28 protein-coding genes and 1 riboswitch are annotated in these 24,711 nt (G+C 73.0%); of the genes, 17 read left to right on the top strand and 11 right to left on the bottom strand.

Annotated features, from left to right (window positions below; translation table 11 throughout):
• Positions 1–167 precede the first annotated feature (167 nt).
• From ACWCPN_RS19035 to ACWCPN_RS19010, 6 genes are all read left to right on the top strand, one after another.
• Positions 168–965: a metallophosphoesterase family protein gene (locus ACWCPN_RS19035; protein WP_199210233.1), complete on the top strand. Its 798-nt coding sequence runs from the start codon at positions 168–170 to the stop codon at positions 963–965.
• 127 nt (positions 966–1,092) lie between these two features.
• A complete protein-coding gene (locus ACWCPN_RS19030) occupies positions 1,093–1,533 on the top strand; it encodes an SRPBCC family protein (RefSeq protein ID WP_199210232.1) in 441 nt (146 codons plus the stop codon).
• A gap of 109 nt (positions 1,534–1,642) precedes the next feature.
• Positions 1,643–2,815: an ArsA family ATPase gene (locus tag ACWCPN_RS19025; RefSeq protein ID WP_451207391.1), complete on the top strand. Its 1,173-nt coding sequence runs from the start codon at positions 1,643–1,645 to the stop codon at positions 2,813–2,815.
• Between the two features lie 56 nt (positions 2,816–2,871).
• On the top strand, positions 2,872–3,402 hold the full coding sequence (locus ACWCPN_RS19020; RefSeq protein ID WP_451207388.1) for a DUF5304 domain-containing protein: 531 nt from the start codon (positions 2,872–2,874) through the stop codon (positions 3,400–3,402).
• A gap of 66 nt (positions 3,403–3,468) precedes the next feature.
• Positions 3,469–4,422, top strand: a complete 954-nt coding sequence (locus ACWCPN_RS19015; protein WP_199210230.1) for an ROK family glucokinase — start codon at positions 3,469–3,471, stop codon at positions 4,420–4,422.
• Between the two features lie 69 nt (positions 4,423–4,491).
• Positions 4,492–5,244 carry an endonuclease/exonuclease/phosphatase family protein gene (locus ACWCPN_RS19010; protein WP_451207385.1) on the top strand — a complete coding sequence of 251 codons (753 nt, stop codon included), beginning with the start codon at positions 4,492–4,494 and terminating at the stop codon, positions 5,242–5,244.
• Positions 5,245–5,274: 30 nt separating this feature from the next.
• On the opposite strand, the gene ACWCPN_RS19005 is transcribed toward ACWCPN_RS19010, so the two are convergent.
• Positions 5,275–5,835: a hypothetical protein gene (locus ACWCPN_RS19005; RefSeq protein ID WP_451207382.1), complete on the bottom strand. Its 561-nt coding sequence runs from the start codon at positions 5,833–5,835 to the stop codon at positions 5,275–5,277.
• Positions 5,828–6,607: an alpha/beta hydrolase gene (locus tag ACWCPN_RS19000; protein WP_451207378.1), complete on the bottom strand. Its 780-nt coding sequence runs from the start codon at positions 6,605–6,607 to the stop codon at positions 5,828–5,830. The genes ACWCPN_RS19005 and ACWCPN_RS19000 overlap by 8 nt, the downstream gene beginning before the upstream one ends.
• A 150-nt stretch (positions 6,608–6,757) precedes the next feature.
• Here ACWCPN_RS19000 and ACWCPN_RS18995 point away from each other — a divergent pair, with 150 nt between their 5' ends.
• The 4 genes from ACWCPN_RS18995 (at position 6,758) to ACWCPN_RS18980 (ending at position 10,591) form a co-directional block, all read left to right on the top strand.
• On the top strand, positions 6,758–7,501 hold the full coding sequence (locus tag ACWCPN_RS18995) for a lysophospholipid acyltransferase family protein (RefSeq protein ID WP_365126731.1): 744 nt from the start codon (positions 6,758–6,760) through the stop codon (positions 7,499–7,501).
• Between the two features lie 30 nt (positions 7,502–7,531).
• Positions 7,532–8,764 (top strand): MacS family sensor histidine kinase, encoded by a 1,233-nt coding sequence (macS, locus tag ACWCPN_RS18990; RefSeq protein WP_451207375.1) that lies wholly within the window; start codon positions 7,532–7,534, stop codon positions 8,762–8,764.
• Positions 8,761–9,438, top strand: a complete 678-nt coding sequence (locus ACWCPN_RS18985) for a response regulator (protein WP_451207372.1) — start codon at positions 8,761–8,763, stop codon at positions 9,436–9,438. Before macS ends, ACWCPN_RS18985 begins: the two co-directional genes overlap by 4 nt.
• Before the next feature lie 124 nt (positions 9,439–9,562).
• Entirely contained in the window at positions 9,563–10,591 is a 1,029-nt protein-coding gene (locus tag ACWCPN_RS18980; RefSeq protein ID WP_451207370.1) for a 6-phosphofructokinase, read from the top strand.
• A gap of 71 nt (positions 10,592–10,662) precedes the next feature.
• On the opposite strand, the gene ACWCPN_RS18975 is transcribed toward ACWCPN_RS18980, so the two are convergent.
• Together ACWCPN_RS18975 and ACWCPN_RS18970 are read right to left on the bottom strand one after the other, a co-directional pair.
• Positions 10,663–12,561, bottom strand: a complete 1,899-nt coding sequence (locus ACWCPN_RS18975; RefSeq protein ID WP_451207367.1) for an anthranilate synthase family protein — start codon at positions 12,559–12,561, stop codon at positions 10,663–10,665.
• A gap of 105 nt (positions 12,562–12,666) precedes the next feature.
• Entirely contained in the window at positions 12,667–12,723 is a 57-nt protein-coding gene (locus tag ACWCPN_RS18970; protein ID WP_115913573.1) for a trp operon leader peptide, read from the bottom strand.
• 105 nt (positions 12,724–12,828) lie between these two features.
• Between ACWCPN_RS18970 and ACWCPN_RS18965 the strand changes: the two genes are divergently transcribed.
• Both ACWCPN_RS18965 and ACWCPN_RS18960 read left to right on the top strand, forming a co-directional pair.
• Positions 12,829–14,181 (top strand): class II 3-deoxy-7-phosphoheptulonate synthase, encoded by a 1,353-nt coding sequence (locus ACWCPN_RS18965; protein WP_199210223.1) that lies wholly within the window; start codon positions 12,829–12,831, stop codon positions 14,179–14,181.
• A 136-nt stretch (positions 14,182–14,317) separates the two neighbouring features.
• Positions 14,318–14,542: a (2Fe-2S)-binding protein gene (locus ACWCPN_RS18960; protein ID WP_365126691.1), complete on the top strand. Its 225-nt coding sequence runs from the start codon at positions 14,318–14,320 to the stop codon at positions 14,540–14,542.
• A 31-nt stretch (positions 14,543–14,573) separates the two neighbouring features.
• Here ACWCPN_RS18960 and bfr read toward each other — a convergent pair whose 3' ends face one another.
• A complete protein-coding gene (bfr, locus tag ACWCPN_RS18955) occupies positions 14,574–15,092 on the bottom strand; it encodes a bacterioferritin (protein ID WP_199213497.1) in 519 nt (172 codons plus the stop codon).
• A gap of 173 nt (positions 15,093–15,265) precedes the next feature.
• Here bfr and ACWCPN_RS18950 point away from each other — a divergent pair, with 173 nt between their 5' ends.
• The gene (locus ACWCPN_RS18950; RefSeq protein ID WP_365126688.1) at positions 15,266–15,898 is read left to right on the top strand and encodes a sulfite oxidase-like oxidoreductase; all 633 of its coding nucleotides are present in this window, start codon (positions 15,266–15,268) and stop codon (positions 15,896–15,898) included.
• A gap of 19 nt (positions 15,899–15,917) precedes the next feature.
• On the opposite strand, the gene ACWCPN_RS18945 is transcribed toward ACWCPN_RS18950, so the two are convergent.
• From ACWCPN_RS18945 to thiO, 6 genes are all read right to left on the bottom strand, one after another.
• Positions 15,918–16,451 carry a DUF4396 domain-containing protein gene (locus ACWCPN_RS18945; protein WP_451207363.1) on the bottom strand — a complete coding sequence of 178 codons (534 nt, stop codon included), beginning with the start codon at positions 16,449–16,451 and terminating at the stop codon, positions 15,918–15,920.
• A gap of 75 nt (positions 16,452–16,526) precedes the next feature.
• Entirely contained in the window at positions 16,527–17,429 is a 903-nt protein-coding gene (locus tag ACWCPN_RS18940; RefSeq protein ID WP_451207360.1) for a deoxyribonuclease IV, read from the bottom strand.
• Between the two features lie 65 nt (positions 17,430–17,494).
• On the bottom strand, positions 17,495–19,420 hold the full coding sequence (gene pknB / locus ACWCPN_RS18935) for a Stk1 family PASTA domain-containing Ser/Thr kinase (protein WP_451207358.1): 1,926 nt from the start codon (positions 19,418–19,420) through the stop codon (positions 17,495–17,497).
• 102 nt (positions 19,421–19,522) lie between these two features.
• A complete protein-coding gene (locus ACWCPN_RS18930) occupies positions 19,523–20,317 on the bottom strand; it encodes a thiazole synthase (protein WP_451207355.1) in 795 nt (264 codons plus the stop codon).
• A gap of 2 nt (positions 20,318–20,319) precedes the next feature.
• Complete coding sequence (gene thiS, locus ACWCPN_RS18925; protein WP_199213496.1) at positions 20,320–20,520, bottom strand: sulfur carrier protein ThiS; 201 nt, start codon at positions 20,518–20,520, stop codon at positions 20,320–20,322.
• A gap of 2 nt (positions 20,521–20,522) precedes the next feature.
• Positions 20,523–21,683, bottom strand: a complete 1,161-nt coding sequence (gene thiO, locus ACWCPN_RS18920) for a glycine oxidase ThiO (protein ID WP_365126681.1) — start codon at positions 21,681–21,683, stop codon at positions 20,523–20,525.
• Positions 21,681–21,792: riboswitch (TPP riboswitch) on the bottom strand. It overlaps the preceding gene by 3 nt.
• Before the next feature lie 52 nt (positions 21,793–21,844).
• On the opposite strand from thiO, the gene ACWCPN_RS18915 reads away from it, so the two are divergent.
• From ACWCPN_RS18915 to thiE, 4 genes are all read left to right on the top strand, one after another.
• The gene (locus tag ACWCPN_RS18915; protein WP_451207352.1) at positions 21,845–22,195 is read left to right on the top strand and encodes a hypothetical protein; all 351 of its coding nucleotides are present in this window, start codon (positions 21,845–21,847) and stop codon (positions 22,193–22,195) included.
• 32 nt (positions 22,196–22,227) lie between these two features.
• A complete protein-coding gene (locus ACWCPN_RS18910) occupies positions 22,228–23,457 on the top strand; it encodes an NAD(P)/FAD-dependent oxidoreductase (protein WP_451207350.1) in 1,230 nt (409 codons plus the stop codon).
• 65 nt (positions 23,458–23,522) lie between these two features.
• On the top strand, positions 23,523–23,888 hold the full coding sequence (locus tag ACWCPN_RS18905; RefSeq protein ID WP_451207347.1) for an Rv2175c family DNA-binding protein: 366 nt from the start codon (positions 23,523–23,525) through the stop codon (positions 23,886–23,888).
• Positions 23,889–23,979: 91 nt separating this feature from the next.
• On the top strand, positions 23,980–24,627 hold the full coding sequence (gene thiE, locus ACWCPN_RS18900; RefSeq protein ID WP_199210219.1) for a thiamine phosphate synthase: 648 nt from the start codon (positions 23,980–23,982) through the stop codon (positions 24,625–24,627).
• Positions 24,628–24,711 lie beyond the last annotated feature (84 nt).

Below are 24,711 nucleotides of genomic sequence, written 5' to 3'. Positions count from 1 at the left end.
CCGCCGGTATGGCTTCTACGACAGGGGGTCCCGGTGAGATGTTCGCTGCGTCACACAGGTTGGCGTTCCTTCGCGCACAGTAGTCCACGGCACAACCGACCGGCGAGTAACCGCAGGCCGGACCGCCACTGTTCACAAGTGCCGCGCGCCACCTACGCTTGATCACCATGGCACCCACACCGACCGGCAGCCGGAGGACACGTGTCCACGTCGTCAGCGACGTGCACGGCAACGCCCGTGATCTCGCCCGGGCCGGCGAGGGTGCGGACGCCCTGATCTGCCTCGGCGACCTCGTCCTCTTCCTCGACTACGCCGACCACTCGCGCGGGATCTTCCCCGACCTGTTCGGCGAGGAGAACGCGGACCGGATCGTCGAGCTGCGCACCGCCCGCCGCTTCGAGGAGGCGCGCGCCTTCGGCGCCCGGCTGTGGGCCGGCATCGGAACCGACCGGGCCGCCGCGATCGAGCGCGCGGTGCGCAAGCAGTACGCCGAGCTGTTCGCCGCGTTCCCGACACCGACGTACGCCACCTACGGCAATGTCGACATGCCGCCCCTGTGGCGGGAGTACGCCAGGCCCGGCACCACGGTGCTGGACGGCGAGCGGGTGGAGATCGGCGGCCGGACCTTCGGCTTCGTCGGCGGCGGACTGCGGACGCCGATGCGCACCCCGTACGAGATCGACGACGAGGAGTACGCGGCGAAGATCGAGGCCGTCGGCGAGGTGGACGTGCTCTGCACCCACATCCCGCCGGAGGTGCCGGAGCTGGTCTACGACACGGTCGCGCGCCGCTTCGAGCGGGGCAGCCGGGCGCTGCTGGACGCCATCCGCCGCACCAGACCGCGCTTCGCCCTGTTCGGCCACGTCCACCAGCCGCTGGCGCGCCGGATGCGGATCGGCGCGACCGAGTGCGTGAACGTGGGGCACTTCGCGGGGACGGGCCGGCCGTGGGCGCTGGAATGGTGACCGGAACGCCGATGCGGACGGGGTGAAGGCGGCAGGTCGGGGGCGCGGTAGCCTTCACGCTGCACCCACGTGCGCGGCCCGCGCACGGCAGGAGTCTCTTCGGTCCGTATCTGGAGGAGCCACGGCGATGGCGGAACACACCAGTTCGAGCATCACGATCGAGGCGGCTCCGGCCGACGTCATGGCGGTGATCGCCGACTTCGCCCGCTATCCGGACTGGACCGGCGAGGTCAAGGAGGCCGAGGTGCTCGCGGCCGACGAGCGGGGCCGCGCCGAGCAGGTCCGCCTCGTCATGGACGCCGGCGCCATCAAGGACGACCAGACCCTGGCGTACACCTGGTCCGGGGAGAACGAGGTCTCCTGGACGCTGGTGAAGTCCCAGATGCTGCGTTCCCTGGACGGCTCCTACCTCCTGAAGCCGGCTGGGCAGGGCGCCACCGAGGTGACCTACCTGCTCACCGTCGACGTCAAGATCCCCATGCTCGGCATGATCAAGCGCAAGGCCGAGAAGGTCATCATCGACCGCGCCCTCGCCGGCCTGAAGAAGCGCGTGGAGTCGGACCACTAGGACCGTCCCCCCGGCCGGCGGGGCGGGTGCCCCGCGGACACCGCCCGACGGCGGCCGGGGCCCCGGCGGCGGCACGGGGCGCACTCCCACTCCGTTACCGTTCACCTTCATGCGCACCCTCCTGATCACGGGCCCGGGCGGCAGCGGCCGTACGACCGTCGCCGCCGCCACCGCACGGCGCGCCGCGGCCGCCGGTACCCGGACCCTGCTGCTCGGCGCCGACCACACCGACACCCTCGGCGCGGCGCTGGGCACCGGAACAGGACCGGCCCCCACCGAGGCCGCCGAGCGGCTGACCGTCTGGCGTCCCGACGCGGCCGACCGCTTCCGGCAGGACCTCACCGCCTTCCAGTCCCGCGCCGCGAACGTCCTGGACCTCCTCGGCGCCGCCCGGCTGGACGCCGAGGAGGTCACCCCGCTGCCCGGCGCCCAGGAACTCTCCTTCCTGCGGGCCCTGCGGGACGCCGCCCTCTCCGAGCGCTACGACCTCCTCGTCGTCGACCTCCCGCCCCTCGCGCAGGCCCTGCCCCTGCTGGCCCTCCCCGAGGAACTGCGCCGCTACCTGCGCCGGCTGCTCCCGCCCGAGCGGCAGGCGGCCCGCGCCCTGCGGCCGGTCCTCGGCCGGCTCGCCGGCGTGCCGATGCCCGCCGAGTGGCTCTACGAGACCGCGGCCCGCTGGGACATGGAACTGGCCGCCGTGGAGGCGGTGCTCACCGACCGCCACACCTCCGTACGCCTGGTCGCCGAACCCGGCCCGGCCGGCGCCGACGCCGTCCGCGCCGCCGGCCTCGGACTCGCCCTGCGCGGCCTGCGCACCGAGTCCCTGGTCGCCAACCGCGTGCTGCCCGACACCGCGCCCGACAGCTGGCTCGCCGGACTCCTCGCCCAGCAGCGCAAGACGCTCGCCGAATGGCAGACGGAGCACGACGTCCACCCCGTCCCGCATCTCGGCCGCGACCCGCACGGCGCCGACGACCTCGACGCCCTCGCCGTGCCCGCCGTCAACCCGGCGCCCGCCCCGGTCGAGTGGCCCGTCACCGACGCCCTCGCCACCGACGGGGTGCTGGTCTGGCACATCCCGCTGCCCGGCGCCGTCCGGGACGACCTCGACCTGATCCGGCGCGGCGACGAACTCGTGGTGACCGCGGGTCCCTTCCGCCGGATCGTCCCGCTGCCCTCCGCCCTGCGCCGCTGCACCGTCGCGGGCGCCGGGCTGCGAGAGAACGAGCTGCGCGTCCGGTTCGCCCCCGACCCCGGGCTGTGGCCCGCGGCGGGCCGGTGAACCGGATGGGCCGTTCGGGTAACGTCGTAGGGGCGAACCGTAGTCAGGAGTCCGCCATGAGCGAAGAGCGCCCCGCACCCGACCCCGCCGCGGAGGGCCACGAGGCGGGGGTCCCCCCTGCCGGAGCGCAGTCGGAGGCTCGGGGGAGGGCGACCGACGCCGACGCCTGGTCCACGGCCTGCGCCGAGGACCTCGCCGCCGAGAAGGCCCGTCGCCGGTCCGAGGAGGGCCCGCCCCCGGGCTCCGCCGCCGAGGAACTGCGCAGACTCGTGGACACCGTGGCCGACAAACTGTCCGGCCTGCAGTCCCCGCTGCTCGGCGGCCTCGCCGGACCCGCCGCCCAGCAGGCCGTGCGGCAGGTCGTCCAGCAGGCCAAGGCCGCCGTGGAGCCCGTCCTCGAACGCAACCCGGACGTCTTCGACCACCTCGCCGCGGCCGGCAACGAGCTGCTCGCCGCCTACCGGTCCGCCGTCCAGAACCAGGAACGGCGCTGGACCACCGGCTCGGCCGGCCCCGGGGACGAGTGGCCCGACGGTCCCGGCCGGGGCGAGGACGGCGGTCCGGGGGAACGCATCGACCTGGACTGAAGCCCTCCCACGGCAGGGCCTCGGGTACGGTTGGCCGTAGCGGGGCTCGACCGAACTGAGGGATTCATGGGACTCACCATCGGCGTCGACATCGGCGGCACCAAGATCGCGGCCGGCGTGGTCGACGAGGAAGGCAACATCCTCTCGACCTTCAAGGTGCCGACCCCCACCACGCCCGAGGCCATCGTGGACGCCATCGCCTCGGCGGTGGAGGGCGCGCGTGCCGGGCACGAGATCGTCGGCGTGGGCATCGGTGCGGCCGGTTACGTGAACCGGCAGCGCTCGACGGTCTACTTCGCGCCCAACATCGACTGGCGCAACGAACCGCTCAAGGAGAAGGTCGAGGCCCGCGTGGGCCTCCCCGTCGTGGTCGAGAACGACGCCAACGCCGCGGCCTGGGGCGAGTACAAGTTCGGCGCCGGCAAGGGCCACCGCAACGTCATCTGCATCACCCTGGGCACCGGACTCGGCGGCGGCATCATCATCGGCAACAAGCTGCGCCGCGGCCACTTCGGCGTGGCCGCCGAGTTCGGCCACATCCGGATGGTGCCGGACGGCCTGCTGTGCGGCTGCGGCTCGCAGGGCTGCTGGGAGCAGTACGCCTCCGGCCGCGCCCTGGTGCGCTACGCCACGCAGCGCGCCAACGCCACCCCCGAGCGCGCGGAGGTGCTGCTCTCCCTCGGCGACGGCACCCCCGACGGCATCGAGGGCAAGCACATCTCCATGGCCGCCCGCCAGGGCGACCCGGTCGCCGTCGACTCCTACCGTGAGCTGGCCCGCTGGGCCGGCGCCGGCCTCGCCGACCTCGCCTCTCTCTTCGACCCCTCCGCGTTCATCGTCGGCGGCGGCCTCTCCGACGAGGGCGACCTGGTCCTGGACCCGATCCGCAAGTCCTACAAGCGCTGGCTGGTGGGCGGCAACTGGCGCCCGGTCGCCGACGTGATCGCCGCCCAGCTCGGCAACAAGGCGGGCCTGGTGGGCGCGGCGGACCTGGCCCGCGAGCCCGACCCGATCATGTGACGAGCCACGTACGGCAGTGCCCGCCGAGTCCGGTCCCGGGACGGCGGGCACCGTCGTATGTTGATCGTCATGGCAACCCCGACGCTTCCCAACTCCCGTACCGAACCGGACGGTTCCGCCGTCGTCCGGGTCCTCGCCTACAACGTCCGCTCGATGCGCGACGACACCGACGCGCTCGCCCGGGTGATCACCGCCTGCGCCCCCGACCTGGTCCTCGTCCAGGAGGCCCCGCGCTTCTTCCGCTGGCGCAAGAAGCTGGCCCGGCTCGCGGCGGCCTCCGGCCAGACCGTCCTCACCGGGGGCGCGACGGCGGCCGGCCCCGCGATCCTGTGCTCGCTGCGGGCCACGGTCGAGCGCACGGAGGACGTGCTCCTGCCGCTCACCCCGGGACTGCACCGGCGCGGCTTCGCCACCGCCGTCGTACGGTTCGGCGGCGCCCGCCTCGGCGTCCTGAGCTGCCATCTGAGCCTGCGGCAGGACGAGCGGCACGAGCAGGGCGGGATGCTCCTGGACCGCCTCGCCGCGCTGGGCGTGGAGCACGCCGTGGCGGGCGGTGACCTCAACGAGCGTCCCGGCGGGCGCACCTTCCGCCGCCTGGCCGCCGCCCTGCGGGACTGCCGGGCCGTCAGTCCCTGGGGCGGCGAGTTCACCTCCACCGCCACCGACCCCCACCAGCGCATCGACGCCGTCTTCGCCACCGAGGGCATCGAGATCCTCGGCTGCGGGGTGCCGCTCGGCCTGCCGGGCGTGAGCGAGGCCGACCTGAGGGCGGCCACGGACCACCTTCCGGTCCTGGCCGCCCTCAGGATCCCGGCGTCGTAGCGCGGGCCGGCGGGCTCGCGGACCGGCGGGTCAGACCACCGCCCCGCGCCCCGGATCGTCCCCGTCCTCGTCCGTCCGCATGCGCGTCACCAGCGTGACGAACCCGCCGAGGAACCCGCCGATGCCCAGGGTCGCCAGATACCAGGTCATCTCCCAGCCGAGCAGCACGGCGAGCAGGAGCAGGAGAGGTCCGCCGACCACCCCCAGCCAGGCGAACCTGGAGGTCGTGTCGGCGGTCGGCAGCGGCGGCGGCTCCGGGGGCACGAAGTGGCCCTCGTCGTCCTCGCCGAGGTCGTCCTCCGAGGGCTCGGCCACCCGGTAGTCGCGCGGTCCCACCCCCGGCGCGAACGACACCGAGCTGCCCAGCGGGCGGCCGGACCGCGGCTCACCTGGGCTCTCGGCCTCCTCGCCCGGGGTCTCCTTCTCGAGCAGCGCGAGATCCTCGACCGGCTTGTAGGGCCGGGTGCCCGGCGGGTCCGGCGGCTCGGCGCCGTAGCCCGCGACGATCGCCTGCCAGGCGGCCTCCTCGTCGAAGGGGACCCCCTTCTCGTCCGGCTCGCGGTCCCCGCGGTCGGAGTCGTGCTCAGCCAACTGCGGCCGTCCCTTCCTTGCCGGTCATGGGTGCGAGCCGGCCGATGAAGGCGAGGCTCTCCTCGAAGATCCGGTCCGCGTCGTAGTCCAACGTCGCCACATGGCGGCTCTGTTCCAGCACGGTCTCGGTGACGTCCCGGGAGGACACCCGGCTCAGCACGCGCGCCGAGTCGGCCGCCGGGACCACATGGTCGTGGGCGCCGCGCAGCAGCAGCAACGGCTGGGTCACCTGGGGCAGCTCGCCGTCCAGCCGGCGCAGGAACCCCCGCAGGGAGTGCGCCGCGTGCAGCGGCACCCGGTCGTAACCCAGCTCCGCGGCGCCCTCCTTGGCGATGTCGCCGGTGATGCCCCTCGTCGAGCGCGCCAGGTGCCGGGCCACCGGAAGGGCGTACCCCGACAGGCCGTGCACCCGGTTCACCGGGTTGACGACCACCACGCCCGCGACGCCGTCCCCGTGCTTCGCGGCCAGCCGCAGCGCCAGCGCCGCGCCCGTCGAGAGCCCGCCGACGAACACCCGTGAGCAGCGGCCGGCCAGCAGCCGCAGCTCGCGGTCCACCTCCGCGTACCAGTCCTCCCAGCCCGTGACCTGGAGGTCCTCCCAGCGGGTGCCGTGCCCGGGCAGCAGCGGCAGCGACACGGTCAGACCGTGTGCCGCGTGGTGCTCCGCCCAGGGGCGCAGCGACTGGGGCGAGCCGGTGAAGCCGTGACAGAGGAGGACACCCACCTCCCCGCCCTCGTGGCGGTACGGCTCGGCTCCGGGAAGAACCGGCACCTTTCGGGCTCCTGTTCCTGAGAAAGGCGTGAAGAACTGGCGGATGTGGTTCACCGTACGCGACCGCACTGACACCGACCAGGGTCGTCGGGCCCATTGGCGGCACTCCGGGTTATGGTCTGACCGACGGAAACAGGAGGCACGCGGGTGTTGTACGGCACGATGAAGGTCGCCATCGGAGGGCCGCTGAAGGTCGCCTTCAGGCCCTGGGTGGAGGGCATGGAGAACATTCCGCCCGAGGGCGCCGCCATTCTGGCGAGCAATCACCTCTCGTTCTCGGACTCGTTCTTCCTGCCCGCGGTCCTCGACCGCAAGGTCACCTTCATCGCGAAGGCCGAGTACTTCACCACCCCCGGCGTCAAGGGCCGCCTCACCGCTGCCTTCTTCAAGGGCGTCGGACAGCTCCCGGTGGACCGCTCCGGGGCACGCGGCGCCGGCGAGGCGGCGATCAAGAGCGGGATAGAGGTGCTGGAACGCGGGGAGCTGTTCGGCATCTACCCCGAGGGCACCCGCTCGCCCGACGGCCGGCTGTACCGGGGCAAGCCCGGCGGCCTCGCGCGCGTGGCGCTCGCCACCGGCGCGCCGGTCATCCCGGTCGCGATGATCGACACCGAGAAGATCCAGCCGCCCGGCCAGGTGATGCCCAAGCTGATGCGCCCGGGCATCCGCATCGGAAAGCCCCTGGACTTCAGCCGCTACCACGGCATGGAGCACGACCGCTTCGTGCTGCGCGCGGTGACCGACGAGGTCATGTACGAGATCATGAAGCTCTCCGGCCAGGAATACGTCGACATGTACGCGACCGCCGCCAAGCGGCAGATCGCGGACGCGGCGAAGGCCGCCAAGGAGGCCGAGAAGGCCGAGAAGGCGGAGAAGAAGCAGAGCGGGAGCTAGCGGGGGACCGGGGGATCGGGGGGCGGGGCCATGCCCAGGCGTGAGCGGGTCATGAGGATGTCGGTCGAGCTGCCGCTGTGGCGCGCGCTCGCCGGCTACCGGGTGCTGACGATGCTGTACGCGATCGGCCTGTGCGCCACCGCGTACGACCACTTCGTGCGTCCCTGGGTCGCCGTCGGCTACTACGCGGTCCTGGTCGTGTGGACCCTCGCCACCCTGCCGAGGGTGGCGAACGCCGCGAGCTGCACCAGGGGCTTCCTGGCCGCCGACCTGGCCGTCGCGCTCACCGGCATCCTGCTCACCCCGCTCGCCGACAACCACGAGCGGATCGCGGGCGGCGGCCCGACCCTGCCGTCGATATGGACCGCGGGCGCGGTGCTGGCCTTCGCCATCAAGGGCGGCTGGCGCTGGGCCGCCGTGGCCTCCACGGCCGTCGCCGCCGTCAACCTCGTGGAGCGCGGCAGCCCGGCCCGGGACACCGTGCACAACGTGATCCTGGTGTGGGTCGCGTCCATCGCCATCGGCTACGTGGTGGAGGTCGCCCGCGCCTCCGAACGCACCCTCGCCCGCGCCCTGGAGATCGAGGCGGCGACCCGCGAGCGCGAGCGGCTGGCCCGGGACATCCACGACGGCGTGCTCCAGGTGCTGGCGATGGTGCAGCGGCGCGGCGCGGTCATCGGCGGCGAGGCCGCCGAGCTGGGGCGGCTGGCCGGCGAGCAGGAGGTGGCGCTGCGCACGCTGGTCTCCGGCGGTCTGCTGCCGGTGTCCCGGGTCTCGGAGGACGCCGCCGCCGGAGCCGTCGTCCGCGCGGTCGACGAGCCGTACGACGACGATCCGGACGGCCCGGTCGACCTGCGCGCCCTGCTCGCCCGCCACGCGGGCGCCCGCACCAGCCTCGCCGAGCCCGGCGCCCCGGTCGAACTGCCGCGGCCGGCCGCGCGGGAGCTGGCGGCGGCGGTCGGGGCGGCCCTGGACAACGTGCGCGAGCACGCCGGAGCCGAGGCCCGGGCCTGGATCCTGGTCGAGGACGAACCGGACGGGATCGTGGTGACCGTGCGGGACGACGGCCCCGGCATCCCCGAGGGACGGCTGGCCCAGGCCGAGGGCGAGGGCCGGCTGGGCGTGGCCCAGTCGATCCGCGGCCGGTTGCGCGACCTCGGCGGCAGCGCCGAGCTGATCTCGGTGCCCGGACAGGGCACGGAGGTCGAACTGAAGGTACCGAAGGGCGCCGCTAGGGCGCGGGGGAAGGCGGAGCGGCGATGACGCAGGCACAGGGTCCGATCAGAGTCATGGTGGTCGACGACCACCCCATGTGGCGCGACGCGGTCGCCCGGGACCTCGCCGAGTCCGGCTTCGAGGTGGTCGCCACCGCGGGCGACGGCGAACAGGCGGTCCGGCGCGCCAAGGCCGTGGCCCCGGACGTCCTCGTGCTGGACCTCAACCTGCCCGCCAAGCCCGGCGTGACGGTGTGCAAGGAACTGGTGGCCCACAACCCCGCGCTGCGCGTTCTGGTGCTCTCGGCCAGCGGTGAGCACGCCGACGTGCTGGAGGCGGTGAAGTCCGGCGCGACGGGCTATCTGCTGAAGTCGGCCTCCACCGGGGAACTGCTCGACGCGGTGCGCCGCACCGCCGTCGGCGACCCGGTGTTCACCCCGGGCCTCGCCGGACTGGTCCTCGGCGAGTACCGGCGCCTCGCCGCCGAGCCCGCGCCCGCCCCGGACACCGACACTCCGGGGGCGCCCCGGCTGACCGAGCGGGAGACCGAGGTGCTGCGGCTGGTCGCCAAGGGCCTCAGCTACAAGCAGATCGCCGAGCGTCTCGTCATCTCCCACCGCACCGTCCAGAACCACGTCCAGAACACCCTCGGCAAGCTCCAGCTCCACAACCGGGTCGAGCTGGTGCGGTACGCGATCGAACGCGGCCTCGACGAGGAGTGACACCGGCCGGTCGAACGGTCTCCCGGCAATTCACCGGAATCGCCCTCCCCGCCTCTCGCCGTGTGACACACATCACCATTACTGTGAGTGATCGTCAGGTAACCGCGGTGAAGGGACGTGTGGCATGCGGGTGGGAGTACTGACCGGTGGCGGCGACTGCCCCGGGCTCAACGCCGTCATCCGGGGCGTCGTCCGCAAGGGCGTGCAGGAGTACGGATACGACTTCGTCGGCTTCCGGGACGGCTGGCGCGGTCCGCTCGAGAACTACACGGTCCGCCTCGACATCCCGGCGGTGCGCGGCATCCTGCCCCGCGGGGGCACCGTGCTCGGCTCCTCGCGGACCAACCCCCTCAAGGTGGAGGGCGGCATCCGCCGCATCAAGGAGAACCTGGCCAAGCAGGAGGTCGACGCGCTCATCGCGATCGGCGGCGAGGACACCCTGGGCGTCGCCGCCCGCCTCTCCGACGAGTACGGCGTGCCCTGCGTCGGCGTGCCGAAGACCATCGACAACGACCTGTCCGCCACCGACTACACCTTCGGCTTCGACACCGCGGTCGGCATCGCCACCGAGGCCATCGACCGCCTGCACACCACCGCCGAGTCCCACATGCGGGTCCTGGTCTGCGAGGTGATGGGACGTCACGCCGGCTGGATCGCCTTGCACTCCGGGCTGGCCGGCGGCGCCAACGTCATCCTCATCCCCGAGCAGCGCTTCGACCTCGACCAGGTGTGCGCCTGGATCACCTCCCGTTTCACGGCCTCGTACGCCCCGATCGTCGTCGTCGCCGAGGGCGCCATGCCCAAGGACGGCGAGATGGTCCTCAAGGACGGGTCACTGGACTCCTTCGGCCACGTCCGGCTGTCCGGGGTCGGCGAGTGGCTGGCCAAGGAGATCGAGAAGCGCACCGGCAAGGAGGCCCGCACGACCGTGCTCGGGCACATCCAGCGCGGTGGCACCCCCAGCGCCTTCGACCGCTGGCTCGCCACCCGCTTCGGCCTGCACGCCATCGACTGCGTGCGCGACGGCGACTTCGGCAAGATGGTCGCCCTGCGCGGCACCGACATCGTGCGCGTCCCGATCGCCGAGGCCACGGCCAGGCTGAAGACCGTGGACCCGAAGCTGTACGAGGAGGCCGGGGTGTTCTTCGGCTGACGGTGCGCCGGGCCCGCACTCGGCGGGGCCCGGGAACCGTTGTCCGGTCCCCGGGTCCCGCCCCCGGCCCGTCAGCCCGCGCTGCTCACCCCGCGCAGCGCGCCGATCAGCTCGCGCACGACCGCCGCCCCGTTCAGGGTCAGCACCGACTCCGGGTGGAACTGCACCCCGGCGAACCCCGGACCGCGCACGGCGTGCACCTCCCCGTTCTCCGCCCGGCTCACCTCCACGTGGTGCGCGGCCAGCTCCCGGGCGGCGTCGTCGTCGCAGCGGGCCGTGAAGCTGTTGTAGAAGCCGACCGTCTCGGGCCGCCCGAACAGGTCGATCACGGTCTGCGCGCCCTGGTACGGGACCTCCTTGCGGACGATCTCCAGGCCCAGCTCCGCCGCGATCAGCTCGTGCCCCAGGCAGACCCCGAGGACGCCGTGCCGGTGCTCACCGATCACCGCGGCGGCCAGGTCCCGCAGGACGCGCATCTTCGGGTCGGACGGGTCGGACGGGTCGCCCGGGCCCGGCCCCAGCACCACCGGCCCCGGGTGCGCGAGCACGGTCTGCCGCAGTCCCGGCTCGTCGTAGCGCCGGACGGTCACCTCCAGCCCGGCCGAGCGCAGCACGTGCGCCAGCATCGCCGTGAAGGTGTCCTCGCCGTCGACGACGAGCGCGTGCCCCGTGAGGGCCTCGGAGCGCTCCTGCATCCGCAGCCAGAACGGGGCGAGGGAGGCGCGGCGCCCGTCCAGCGCGGCCCGCACCCGGGGATCGTCGGCCAGCCGGGCGGGCCTGCTCTCCGCGCGCGGCGCGGACGGCCGTACCCCGATGGCCGCGAGCACCCCCGCCGCCTTCGCGTGCGTCTCCGCCACCTCACTCGCCGGATCCGAGCCGCGCACCAGCGTCGCGCCGACCGGGACACGCAGCCGGCCTCCCCCGCTCTCGGCTCCGCTCGAGCGGGAGGTGCCCCCACCGGCGATGTAGGCGGTGCGGATCAGGATGGGGGAGTCCAGCGTCTGGGCGCCGCCGGAGTCCCGCCCGAGCAGGGCCAGGGCGCCCCCGTAGTAGCCGCGCCCGCCGGCCTCGTGCCGTTCGATCACCCGGCAGGCGTTCTGCACCGGCGACCCGGTGACCGTGGCCGCGAACATGGTCTCCCGCAGCACCTCCCGGGCGTCCAGGGAGGACTTCCCGCGCAGCTCGTACTCGGTGTGCGCGAGGTGCGCCATCTCCTTGAGCCGCGGCCCGACGACCACCCCGCCCATGTCGCCGACGGTGCACATCATCTTCAGTTCCTCGTCGACGACCATGGACAGCTCCTCGATCTCCTTGCCGTCGGCGAGGAAGTCCAGCAGATGCTCCGGCGTCGGCCCCCCGGCCGGATAGCGGTACGTCCCGCTGATCGGGTTCATCACGACGGTCCCGCCCGACATCCGCACGTGCACCTCGGGGCTGGCACCGACCAGGGTCCGCTCCGGGGTGTGCACCAGGAACGTCCAGTACGCGCCCCGCTCACCCTCCAGCAGCCGCCGGAACAGCGCCAGCGCGTCCGCCCGCCCGAAGCCGGGGATCTCGCCCTCGTACGTCCGCCGGATCACGAAGTTGGCGCCCTCGCCCCGGCCGATCTCCTCGCGCAGCACCCGCCCGACGATCTCGCCGTACTCCTCGTCGCCGACGTCGAAGCCGCCGCCCTCGACCCGCACCTCGTGGCCGGGCAGCGACCGCAGGGCCTCGGCGAGCGGGATCTCGTACGACTCCTCGGGGGTCAGCACCAGCAGCGGGGTGCCGTCGTCCCGGACGTCGAAGCCGCGCTCGCGGATCTGCCGGAACGGGATGAGCGCCAGGCCCTCGTCGGGCAGGTCGGCCAGCTCGTCCCGGGCGGTGACGGGTCCGAGCAGCAGCTCCACCGGGTGCTCGTCCCGGCCCGGGGTGCGCCGGCGGAGCAGCGCGAAGGGACGGGGATCGGACAGCAGGTCCTGCAGGTTCACGGGTGGGGCTCCTTCTCGGTCGTCTGTCTGACGGAGAGGAACGGCCCCGGGAAACGCCGAAGGCCGCCCCTCGGGCGGCCTTCGCGAAGTCTTGCGTACGCGCAGTCAGTGGGCCGCCGGATGAGCGGTCCACCACCAGTTCTGGATCGAAAGCGCGAACATGCCAGGAACCCTACCGCACCGCTCCGCCGTCCACGGGGCAAACAGTCCGTCTCATCCTTCGAGCCGAACGAAGAGCATGCGACACGACCCCGTAGTGTTTGAGGGGTGACCGTGAACGCTAAGACCAGCGCGAGCGCTGGCAACACCTGGCGAGACCTGCCCGCGGCGCAGCAGCCCGAGTACCCCGACACCGAGGCTCTGCGCGCAGTGATCGCGGACCTCGAGTCGTATCCGCCGCTCGTCTTCGCGGGCGAGTGCGACCAGCTGCGCGCCCGGATGGCGGCCGTCGCCAAGGGAGAGGCGTTCCTCCTCCAGGGCGGCGACTGCGCCGAGGCCTTCGACGCGGTGTCCGCCGACCACATCCGCAACAAGCTCAAGACGCTGCTCCAGATGGGTGCCGTCCTCACCTACGCGGCCTCCGTGCCGGTGGTCAAGGTGGGCCGGATCGCCGGCCAGTACTCCAAGCCCCGCTCCAAGCCGACCGAGACCCGCGACGGCGTGACGCTGCCGACCTACCGCGGCGACTCCGTCAACGGCTTCGACTTCACCGAGGAAGCCCGCGTCCCGGACCCCGAGCGGCTGAAGCGCATGTACAACGCCTCGGCCTCCACGCTGAACCTGGTGCGCGCCTTCACCACCGGCGGGTACGCCGACCTGCGCCAGGTGCACGCCTGGAACCAGGACTTCGTGAAGTCCTCCCCGTCCGGGCAGCGCTACGAGCAGCTGGCGCGGGAGATCGACAGCGCGCTGAACTTCATGCGGGCCTGCGGCACCGACCCGGAGGAGTTCAAGACCGTCGAGTTCTTCTCCTCGCACGAGGCGCTGCTGCTCGACTACGAGTCCGCCCTGACCAGGGTCGACTCCCGCACCGGCCGGCTGTACGACGTCTCCGGCCACATGGTGTGGATCGGTGAGCGCACCCGGCAGCTGGACGGCGCGCACATCGAGTTCGCCTCGCGCATCCGCAACCCCATCGGCATCAAGCTCGGCCCGACCACCACGGCCGAGGAGGCGCTGCGCTACATCGACCGCCTCGACCCCGAGCGGGAGCCGGGCCGGCTGACCTTCATCGTCCGCATGGGCGCCGACAAGATCCGCGACCGGCTCCCCGAGCTGGTCGAGAAGGTCACGGCGTCCGGCGCCACGGTGGCCTGGGTGACCGACCCGATGCACGGCAACACCTTCGAGGCGGCCTCCGGCCACAAGACCCGCCGCTTCGACGACGTGCTCGACGAGGTCAAGGGCTTCTTCGAGGTCCACAAGGGCCTCGGCACCCACCCGGGCGGCATCCACGTGGAGCTGACCGGCGACGACGTCACCGAGTGCGTGGGCGGCGGCGACGAGATCTTCGTCGACGACCTGCACCAGCGCTACGAGACGGCCTGCGACCCGCGGCTGAACCGCAGCCAGTCCCTCGACCTGGCGTTCCTGGTCGCGGAGATGTACCGGGACCAGTAGTGATCTGGGGCGCGGATCACACCGGATCCGCGCCCCACGCACTTTTGTGCTCTCGACGTGATGGGTAAGGTTAGGTTTGCCTCACCGGAAAACGGGACGGCATGACAACAGCGATCCCGTCGGGAGGTGAATCCGCGTGTACGTATGCAGCTGCTTCGGCGTCACCGAGGCCCAGGTCAAGCAGCACGCGGAGGACGGTGCCCACACCCCCCGCCAGATTGCCTCCGCCTGCAAGGCGGGCACGGACTGCGGCGGTTGCGTACGGCGCATCCAGGCGCTGCTCGGCCGGGGTGCCTGCCCCCGCCGGGAGCTGATCGAACGGCGCGCACCGGCCCTCGACCGGCTGGACGACGCCGCCTGACACGCCGCCCGGCGGCGCCCCGCGCGACCGCTCAGTGCGTGGAGAATCCGCCGGTTCCCGGTCCGGACGGGTCGGGCTGGCTCTGCTCGATCAAGGTCGACAGGTAGAGCGCCTCGCCGAGCTTGTCCACGAGGTCGAGCTGGGTGTCCAGGTAGTCGATGTGGTGCTCCTCGTCGGCCAGGATCGCCTCGAAGATGTTCGCCGACGTGATGTCGTCCTTCTCGCGCATGAGCTGGACGCCGCGGCGCAGCCGGTCGATGGCCTCGACCTCGATCTGCCGGTCGGCCCGGAACATCTCGGCCACCGTCTGCCCGACCTGCACGTGGAAGAGCCGCTGGTAGTTCGGCAGGCCGTCCAGCAGCAGGATGCGGTCGGTGAGGACCTCCGCGTGCCGCATCTCGTCGAACGACTCGGCCCGGGTGTACTGGGCGAGCTTCGTCCATCCCTTGTGATCCTGCAGCTTGGCGTGCAGGAAGTACTGGTTGATCGCGGTCAGCTCGGCGGTCAGCTGCTCGTTGAGCAGTTCGATGACCTCGGGGTCGCCCTGCATCGCGATGGACTCCTTCACGTGGTCGAACCAGGTGGCTAGCGCCGCATGATTTCACCGGTCGAGAAGATCTTCCAGTAAGTGCGTACTAATTACGTAAGTGGCGTCTCGTGCCATTTGTCCGATCCGCGACGGGGTGGTCAAGGGCACTGCCCGAGGTCTGTCAGGATGGATACATGGGTCATCCGGTGGAGCGAGCGTCTGGAGAAGCGTCAGGGTCCGAGCTTCCGCCGGGACAGCGGCTGCAGCGTGGCTGGCCGGTCACGCACTACGGTCCGGTACCGAAGTTCCGGCCCGAGCGCTGGGAGTTCCGGGTCTTCGGCGCGACCGCCGGCGGCGACAAGAGCACCTGGGGCCACGAGGAGTTCACCGCGCTGCCCTACACCACCGTGGTGGCCGATCTGCACTGTGTGACGAAGTACAGCATGACCGGCGCGGAGTGGGGCGGGGTCCCGGCGAGCGCGGTGCTGGAGCTCGCCCCGCCGTCCGCGGACGTCACCCATGTGATGGTGTGGGCGGAGTACGGGTTCAGCTCCAACCTGCGGCTGGCGGACTTCGCCTCCGACCGCACGATCTTCGCCACCCACAAGGACGGCGAACTCCTCACCGCCGAACACGGCTTCCCGGTCCGTCTGATCGTCCCCCACCTGTACGCCTGGAAGGGTCCCAAGTGGGTCCGGGGCGTGGAGTACATGACCGCCGACCGCCGCGGCTTCTGGGAGGAGCGCGGCTACCACAACATCGGCGACCCCTGGAAGGAGCAGCGCTACTCCTACCAGGAAGAGCCCGGGGAGGGCCCCGAGCTCTGATCCTGGCGTCCGAGCCGGGTCAGTGGTGGTACTGGTGCACCACGGCGTGCCCCTTGCCCCGGCCGATCGTCCACTTGTTGACCGGCGTGGTCACCACGAAGGCGATGACCAGCGAGACGGCCAGCGAGACCCAGAACAGGGCGTCGGCGAGCGTGGCGTCCATCGCGGACGGCCAGACCAGGATCACCCCGTTGTCGATCAGCTCCATCACCGCGATGGACAGGGTGTCGGCGGCGAGGGCCACGCGGATCGCGGTCCGCAGGTCGACACCGGCCCGCAGGACCCCGCGCATGGTGAGCGAGTAGCCGAAGAAGAAGGCCAGGACGATCGCCAGCAGCGTGGTCGGCAGGTTCCCCCAGCCGGCCGCGGTGCCGATGATCATGCCGAGCACCTCGCCGATGGCGCAGCCGGTGAGGCAGTGCAGGGTGGCCTGCGCGGCCATCGCCCAGCTCGCCGAGCCGTGGCCGTGCCCGGAGCCGTGGTCGTGACCCTGGTGGTGCTGGTGCTGGTGCTGGTGCTGGTGCTGGTGCTCGGTGTGTGCCGTGTGGTCCATGAGGTCCCCCAATGCCGGACGTGCGGTTCCGTACCCAGCGGAACCACATACCCCCTGGGGGTATTCCCCGCGGGGTCAGGAATCCCGGAGCCTCTTCAGCCGCTCCACGTCCGCCGAGTGCCCCTCCTTGCCACCGGGAGTCTCGATGACGAGCGGTACGCCCGCCGTCGCCGGGTGGTTCATCAGCGCGCGGAACGGGTCCTCACCGATGTGACCCGCGCCGATGTTCTCGTGCCGGTCCTTGTGCGCGCCGGCCACGTCCTTGGAGTCGTTGGCGTGGATCAGCTTCAGCCGGCCCTCGCCGACGGTGTCGACCAGCAGGTCGAGGGTCTGGTGCATGCCGCTGGGGCCGGTCAGGTCGTGCCCGGCGGCGAAGATGTGGCAGGTGTCCAGGCAGACGCCGAGCTTCGGGTGGGCGTCCAGCGCCTCGAAGTACGGGCCGAAGTCCCAGGTGCGCGAGCACAGCGAGGCCCCCTGCCCCGCGGTCGACTCCAGCAGCAGGAACGGGTCGTCGTCATGGGTCAGCTCGTCCAGCAGCGGCAGCAGGTGGGTGCGCACCTGCTTCAGCGCCACCTCGCGGGTCCGCCCGCCGGTCGCGCTGCCCGTGTGCACCACCACGCCGAGCGCCCCTATCTCCCGCCCGCGCCGCAGCGAGTGCCGCAGCGACTCCACCGAGCGCTCCACGGTCGCCTCGGTGTGCGAGCCGAAGTTGATCAGATACGGGGCGTGCACGTACGCCGGGACCGACTCCGCGGCGCACGCCTCGCGGAACGCCTCGTCCTGGCGGGGGTTCCCGGCCGGGGTGGCCCATCCGCGCGGGTTGGCGACGAAGACCTGCACGGTCTCGGCCTTCAGTTCGCGGGCGTAGGAGAGCCCCACCGAGTGCAGGCCGCCGGCGACCGGGACGTGGCCGCCGATCGGGTTGCGGGCGGGACCGGTCAGGGGCGGGGCGGCGGAGGGGGACGGCTGGGATGTCACCCGTTCAGGGTGTCATGCCGTCCCGCGCCGCCGGGCCGCGGTCGCCGGTGACCCCGCTCACCGGGTCAGCGGATGGTGATCGTGATCGTCGACCCCTTGGGCGCCTTCTCGCCCGCGTCCACCGACTGCTCCTTCACGGTGTCGCCGAACAGCCCGAGCAGGCCCCGGTCCTTGTTCACCTCGAAGCCGGCGGCCTCCAGCCGCTGCACGGCGTCGTCCACGCTCGACCCGACCACGTCCGGCACCGTCACCATCACCGGGCCCTTGGACAGGGTCAGGGTCACCGTGTCGCCCTCGGCGGCCTGGCCGCCGGCGACCGGGGTCTGCCGGGCCACCTGGCCCTTGTCGTACTCGGAGTTGACCTGCTGCGTGGCGATCCGCACCTTCAGGCCCGCGTCCTCCAGGTCCTGCCGGGCGCTGTCCTGGTCCTCACCGGTGACGTCCGGCACGTCGACCGGGCTGCCCTTGCTCACCAGGAGCGCGATCGCCGAGCCCGCGTGCCGCCGGACGCCCGGCGCGGGGTCGGTGCTGATCACCGAGCCCCGGTCCACGCTGTCACTGAAGGCGCGGTTGACCATCCCCGGTTCCAGTCCGGCCGACTTCAGCCGGGCACGTGCCTTGGCCAGCGGCACCCCGCTCAGGTCGGGCACCTTCACGATCTCCGGGCCCCGGGAGATGACGAGGCTCACCGAGCCGTTGCCCCGGATGCGGGCCCCGGCCGTCGGATCCGAGCTGATGACCGTGCCGCTGCCGACCGTGTCGCTGTACTCGCGCTTGATGTCCTTGACGTGGAGCCCGGACGACTTCAGCCGCGCCGTCGCCTGCTCCTCGGTCTTGGCCAGCAGCGGCGGGACCTTCGTGAACTGTCCGGAGTTGATGTACCAGACGCCCGCGCCCACGCCGAGGACCACGAGCACCGCGGCGACGAGGGCGGCGAGCCGGCGCCCCGGCCGCAGCGGTCCCCGCCGATCGGGCAGCGGCGGGCTCTGCAGCCGGCTGGTGTGCCGGACGTCCGCCGGGCCCTCGTCCTCGTTGACGGGCAGCGGCCGCGGCACGGTCAGCGAGCGCGGGATCACGCTCGTACGGTCCCCGGCGTTGTCGTGCTCCGCGGACAGGGCCTGCGGCGGCACCGCGTCGAGCTGACCGGCGCTGAGCCCGGCTCGGGCCCGCAGCACCTGGCCGAGCAGCGCGGCGGCGTCGTCCGGCCGGAGGTCAGGGGTGCGCGCGGTCGCCGAGGCGACCAGCTCGTCCAGCTCCGGCGGCAGCCCGGGCACGAGTGCGGAGGGCGGTGGCACGTCCTCGTGGATGTGCTTGTACAGGATCTGCGCGGCGGAGTCCCCGGAGTGCGGCTTGCCGCCGGTCAGCATCTCGTAGAGCACGACTCCGCAGGCGTACACGTCGACACGCGGGTCGGCGGTGCCCTGCTCCACCTGCTCGGGTGCGAGATACGACACGGTCCCGAGGACGGCGCCCGTGGTGCTGGTCACCGTGTCCACCGACCGCACCAGACCGAAGTCGGCGACCTTCACCCGGCCGTCGTCGCCTATCAGCACGTTCTCGGGCTTCATGTCCCGGTGCACGAACCCGGCCCGGTGCGCCGCGCCGAGCGCGGCCAGCACCGGCTCCAGGATGTCCAGCGTCGCCCGGGGCTGCAGCGCACCCCGCTCGCGCAGCACGTCCCGCAGCGTGCACCCGGCGACGTACTCCATCGCCAGATACACGTACGACGCGTCGGTGCCCTGGTCGAAGACCTGCACCACGTTGGGGTGGGCGAGCCGGGCGACCGACTTCGCCTCGCGGATGAACCGGTCCACGAACGACCCGTCGGCCGCCAGGGCCGGGTGCATCACCTTGAGCGCGAGCACGCGGTCCAGACGGGTGTCCAGGGCCCGGTAGACCGTGGCCATCCCGCCGACAGCGATCCGCGCTTCGACGCGATAGCGTCCGTCGAGCACCTGCCCGACGAGCGGGTCCTGAAGGGTCGTATCCACGCAGGCGAGTGTACGAGGAGCGACCGACACCGCCGCACGCTGCGCCGTTCCGGTGACGTACTGCAGCAGACCTGTGACTGTCCCGCGAGGCGGGAGGGCGGGCTAGAACGCGGGCCGCTCCGGGTCCAGGTCGGCGCGGCCCCCGGTGGGGGAAGAGGCCTTGGCGAAGTGCCTGCGCGGGATCCGGCCCGCCAGCCGGGCCAGCCGTCCCGCCTCCACCGCGTGCCGCATCGCCGCGGCCATGGTCTCGGGCCGCTGGGCGCGGGTCACCGCGGAGGCGAGCATCACACCGGCGCAGCCCAGTTCCATCGCCAGGGCGACGTCCGAGGCCGTACCCGCGCCCGCGTCCAGGATCACCGGCACGCGCGCGTGCTCGACGATGAGCTGGAAGTTGTGCGGGTTGCGGATCCCCAGCCCGGAGCCGATCGGGGAGCCGAGCGGCATCACCGCCGCACAGCCCACGTCCTCCAGCTTCCGCGCGAGCACGGGATCGTCGTTGGTGTACGGCAGCACCGTGAACCCCTCGTCGACCAGCGTCTCCGCCGCCTCCAGCAGCTCCACCGGGTCCGGCAGCAGGGTGCGCTCGTCGGCGATGACCTCCAGCTTCACCAGGTCGGTGCCCAGCGCCTCGCGCGCCAGCCGCGCCGTCAGCACGGCCTCCCCGGCGGTGAAGCAGCCCGCGGTGTTCGGCAGCACCCGGATGCCCAGCCTCTCCAGCACCGACAGCACCGAGCCGTGCACCCCGGGGTCGACCCGCCGCATCGCCACCGTGGTCAGCTCCGTGCCGGAGGCGACCAGCGCGCGCTCCAGCACGTCCAGGCTGGGCGCGCCGCCCGTGCCCATGATCAGCCGGGACCCGAAGGGCACGCCGCCCACCAGGAACGGATCGTCGGTCATGGTCAGCCTCCCTGGACGGCGGTGAGGACCTCGACCCGGTCGCCGTCGAGGAGCGCGGTGGCCGCCCACCGCGTGCGCGGTACGACGGTCTCGTTGACGGCCGCGGCCACCCCGGAGGGCGCCGCGGTCAGGGTTCTCACCAGCGCGTCCAGCGCGGTGCCCGGGGCGATCTCCCGGCTTTCGCCGTTGACCGAGACACGGATGCTCATGCGGGCTGCTCCACGAGTGCGGCGCCGAAGCGCTCGGGGGTGAACGGACGGGCCGCCTCCGGCAGCTCGCCACCGGCCAGCAGTTCGGCCATGACGTCCCCGGTGACCGGCGTGAGCAGCACACCGTTGCGGTAGTGCCCGGTGGCCAGCAGCAGGCCGTCGAGCCCGGACGGGCCGAGCAGCGGGGCGTTGTCGGGGGAGCCGGGCCGCAGCCCGGCCCGGGTCTCGGTGAGGGGCAGCTCGGTGATCCCCGGCACCAGCTCGTGGGCGTCGCGCAGCAGCTCGTACACGCCGCCCGCGGTCACCGTGGTGTCCCAGCCCAGCTCCTCGCTGGTCGCGCCGACGACCAGCTCGCCGTTCTCCCGGGGCACCAGGTAGACCTGGCTGCCGCGCACCACGGCCCGCACGGTGCGGCTCAGGAACGGCGCGAACCGCCGGGGCACGGTCAGCCGCAGCACCTGGCCCTTCACCGGCCGCACCGGGGGCAGCAGGTCGTCCGGGACGCCCGCGAGGCGCCCGCTGAGGCTGCCGCCGGCGAGCACCACCCGGCCCGCGCCCAGCCGGGTGCCGTCCGCCGCCGTCACCCCGGCGGCCCGGCCCCCGGTGACGTCGAGCCGCTCGGCCCAGCACCGGTGGAACACCACCCCGGCCCGCTCGCACGCCTCCACCAGGGCGGAGGCCAGCCGCCTGGGGTCGATCTGGTGGTCTCCGTCGACGCGCAGCCCGCCCCGCACCCCGGGGGCGAGCATGGGTTCGAGCCGCCGGCACTCCCGCCCCGACAGCCACTCGGAGTCGAGTCCCGAGCGCCGCTGCAGGGCGTGCAGCTCCCGCAGATGGGCGCGGTCGTCCGAGTCGAGCGCCACGGCGAGCGTGCCGCAGCGCCGGTAACCCAGGTCGTGACCGGTCAGTTCGGTCAGCTCGGCCACGAAGTCCGGGTAGCGGCGGGCCGATTCCAGGTTGAGGGCGAGCAGTCGCTCCTCGCCGTAGTGCAGTTCGGTGACCGCGGCCAGCATCCCCGCCGCGACCCGCGCGGCCCCGCCGCCGGGCTCGGGGTCCACCACGGCCGTGGCGAGCCCGCGCTGCGCGGCACGCCAGGCCGTGACCAGGCCGATGATCCCGCCCCCGATGACGAGGACGTCGGACGTACGTGACGGCATGGGCGTCCAGCCCCTCCCTTCGCCGGCATGACCCGGATCAGGTTCGTACGGTCGGAGGCCGCCAGCCTCCCTCTCAGCCCGGTGCGTCCGGGCTCCCGCGAGTGCTTGTACGGTGGCCACCCTAGCCCTCGGCGCCCCGACCCCGTAAGGAGCCCCGCCCCATGGCACCCTCGCTCGACGGACTCCACCTGGCCCCGGTGGCGGACCAGGCTCCGGGTCAGGTGGGTACGCGCACCCGCTTCGCCTACCACGAGCGGGGCGGCGAGATCTGGGCCGACTACGCGGGCGGCGACGTGGTGCGCGGCCACCTGGTCGGCACCCGGGAGGGCGACCGGCTGGACTTCCGGTACGTACAGCTCAAGCAGGACGGGACCACCTCCTCCGGGCACTGCGTCTCGACGGTCGTGGAGCTGCCCGACGGGCGGGTGCGGCTGGAGGAGACCTGGGAGTGGGAGTCGCAGGAGGGCGCCGGGACCAGCGTCGTGGAGCAGGTCACCGAGCACGCCCACTGACTGACGTTCCGTCAGTTGTCTAAGGTGATCGGGTGAGCGAGCAGACAGCACAGCAGGGCACGCCGCCGCGGCGCGTGGTGGTCGCCGGCGCGGGCATGGCCGGGGTGCAGACCGCGGTGGCCCTGCGGGAACAGGGCTTCACGGGCACAGTCACCCTGATCGGCGCCGAGCCCCACCAGCCCTACGACCGGCCGCCGCTGTCCAAGGCCGTACTCCTCGGCACGGCCGAGGGCTCCGCCTTCGACGTGGACTTCGAGTCCCTCGGCATCGAACTCAGGCTCGGCTGCGAGGCGCTGGGCGTGCGCCCCGCCGCGCACGAACTGGACACCGGCGCCGGCCCCGTGCCGTACGACGTCCTGGTCCTCGCCACCGGCGCCGAACCGGTCACGCTGCCCGGCACCGAGGGCGTGCCCGGGGTGCATCTGCTGCGCACCCTGGACGACGCCGAACGGCTGCGGCCGGTACTGGCCCGGCAGCACGACATCGTGGTCGTCGGAGCGGGCTGGATCGGCGCCGAGTTCGCCACCGCGGCCCGCGAGGCGGGCTGCGCGGTGACCGTCGTGGAGGCCGCCGACCGGCCGCTCGCCGGTGCGCTGCCCGCCGAGGTCGCCGCGCCCATGACCGCCTGGTACGCCGACAGCGGCGCCGAACTGCGCACCGGCGCGCGCGTGGACCGCGTGGAGCCCGGCTCGGTGGTGCTCGACGACGGCACCCGGCTGCCCGCGGACGCCGTCGTGGTCGGCATCGGCGCCCGGCCCGCCACCGCCTGGCTGGCCGGCTCCGGCATCGAGCTGGGCGCGCACGGCGAGGTCCTGGCCGACGACCGGCTGCGCACCTCCGCCGAGGACGTGTACGCCGTCGGCGACTGCGCCTCCTTCCCGTCCGCCCGCTACGGCGCCCGGCTGCTGGTCCACCACTGGGACAACGCCCTGCAGGGGCCGCGCACGGTCGCCGCGAACATCCTGGGCGAGATCCCCACCGTCTACGACCCGGTGCCGTACTTCTGGTCGGAGCAGTTCGGCCGGTTCGTCCAGTACGCGGGCCACCACGCCGCCGCCGACCGGACGGTGTGGCGCGGTGATCCGGAGGGGCCGGCCTGGTCCGTCTGCTGGCTGCGCGAGGACCGGCTGGTGGCCCTGCTGGCCGTGGGCCGCCCGCGTGACCTGGCCCAGGGCCGGCGCCTGATCGAGGCGGGCCGCCGCATGGACCCCGAGGCCCTGGCCGACCCGGCCCGGCCCCTGAAGACCGCCACGCTCGACTAGCGGGGTCCCCCCGCGCGGACCGGCCTGGCTTCCGACTGTCGGTGGCGGATGGCAGGCTAGATCCCGTGACCGAGATTGACGCAAAGATCGATGCACTCGTCCCCGGCTGGCTCACCCTCCCCGACATCGCCGAACGGCTCGATGTCGAGGTGACGCGTGTGCGGCAGCTGGTCAAGGAGGGCCAGCTCATCGCCGTACGCCGAGGTGAGAACCGGGCGCTGCACGTCCCCGCCGCCTTCATCGACGGGGACAAGGTCGTCAAGGGCCTGTCCGGGACCCTGACGCTCCTGCGGGACGACGGCTTCACGGTCGAGGAAATGATCGAGTGGCTCTTCACCCCGGACCCCAGCCTGCCCGGCACCCCCGCGCAGGCCCTGAGCGAGAATCGCGGCACGGAGGTGAAGCGGCGCGCCCAGGCGCTCGCCTTCTGATCCGAACCGCACCGCGCGCGGTGGCGTACCGGCCCGGCCCGTACGCCCCGCGCGCGCACGCCCATGGACACCGACCCGGGGGGACCCACGCATGTCCGACACCGCCCGCGACCGACTCGCCGACGCCCGGCTCTACCTCTGCACGGACGCCCGCAGGCGGCAGGGCGACCTCGCCGAGTTCCTGGACGCGGTCCTGGCGGGCGGGGTCGACATCGTGCAGCTGCGCGACAAGGGCATGGAGGCCGCCGAGGAGCTGGAGCACCTCCAGGTGTTCGCCGACGCCTGCGCCCGGCACGGCAGGCTGCTCGCGGTCAACGACCGGGCCGACGTCGCGCACGCCGCCGGCGCCGACGTGCTCCACCTGGGCCAGGGCGACCTCCCCGTGCCCGCCGCCCGCGCCGTCCTCGGCGACGGCGTGCTGATCGGCCGCTCCACGCACACCGAGTCCGAGGCCGCGGCCGCCGCCGTCCAGCAGGGCGTGGACTACTTCTGCACCGGCCCGTGCTGGCCCACCCCGACCAAGCCCGGCCGGCCCGCCCCCGGCCTCGGCCTGGTGCGGTACACCGCGGAGCTGGGCACCGACCGCCCCTGGTTCGCCATCGGCGGCATCGACCACGGCAACGTGGAGCAGGTGCTGGACGCGGGCGCCCGCCGGGTGGTCGTGGTCCGGGCGATCACCGAGGCCGACGACCCGGGCGACGCCGCCGCGCGGTTCGCCAAGCGGCTGCGGCAGCGGTAGCGCGGACGGGCGTGTTCCGGGCGGACTCTGTCCGGATTTCTGTCCAAGGGGTGGACGGACAGGCGGCAAATCGGGCAAATGACC

Source organism: Streptomyces sp. NPDC002386, assembly GCF_053593175.1.
The sequence above is the reverse complement of the archived record's forward strand: the minus strand, read 5'-3'. Positions and strand labels throughout refer to the sequence as shown.

Coding starts and splice junctions, on each gene's coding strand:
- ACWCPN_RS19035 (WP_199210233.1), top strand. CDS start 168: ATGGCACCCACACCGACCGGCAGCCGGAGGACACGTGTCCACGTCGTC.
- ACWCPN_RS19030 (WP_199210232.1), top strand. CDS start 1,093: ATGGCGGAACACACCAGTTCGAGCATCACGATCGAGGCGGCTCCGGCC.
- ACWCPN_RS19025 (WP_451207391.1), top strand. CDS start 1,643: ATGCGCACCCTCCTGATCACGGGCCCGGGCGGCAGCGGCCGTACGACC.
- ACWCPN_RS19020 (WP_451207388.1), top strand. CDS start 2,872: ATGAGCGAAGAGCGCCCCGCACCCGACCCCGCCGCGGAGGGCCACGAG.
- ACWCPN_RS19015 (WP_199210230.1), top strand. CDS start 3,469: ATGGGACTCACCATCGGCGTCGACATCGGCGGCACCAAGATCGCGGCC.
- ACWCPN_RS19010 (WP_451207385.1), top strand. CDS start 4,492: ATGGCAACCCCGACGCTTCCCAACTCCCGTACCGAACCGGACGGTTCC.
- macS (WP_451207375.1), top strand. CDS start 7,532: ATGCCCAGGCGTGAGCGGGTCATGAGGATGTCGGTCGAGCTGCCGCTG.
- ACWCPN_RS18985 (WP_451207372.1), top strand. CDS start 8,761: ATGACGCAGGCACAGGGTCCGATCAGAGTCATGGTGGTCGACGACCAC.
- ACWCPN_RS18980 (WP_451207370.1), top strand. CDS start 9,563: ATGCGGGTGGGAGTACTGACCGGTGGCGGCGACTGCCCCGGGCTCAAC.
- bfr (WP_199213497.1), bottom strand. CDS start 15,092: ATGCAGGGCGACCCCGAGGTCATCGAACTGCTCAACGAGCAGCTGACC.
- ACWCPN_RS18950 (WP_365126688.1), top strand. CDS start 15,266: ATGGGTCATCCGGTGGAGCGAGCGTCTGGAGAAGCGTCAGGGTCCGAG.
- ACWCPN_RS18945 (WP_451207363.1), bottom strand. CDS start 16,451: ATGGACCACACGGCACACACCGAGCACCAGCACCAGCACCAGCACCAG.
- ACWCPN_RS18930 (WP_451207355.1), bottom strand. CDS start 20,317: ATGACCGACGATCCGTTCCTGGTGGGCGGCGTGCCCTTCGGGTCCCGG.
- thiO (WP_365126681.1), bottom strand. CDS start 21,683: ATGCCGTCACGTACGTCCGACGTCCTCGTCATCGGGGGCGGGATCATC.
- ACWCPN_RS18915 (WP_451207352.1), top strand. CDS start 21,845: ATGGCACCCTCGCTCGACGGACTCCACCTGGCCCCGGTGGCGGACCAG.
- thiE (WP_199210219.1), top strand. CDS start 23,980: ATGTCCGACACCGCCCGCGACCGACTCGCCGACGCCCGGCTCTACCTC.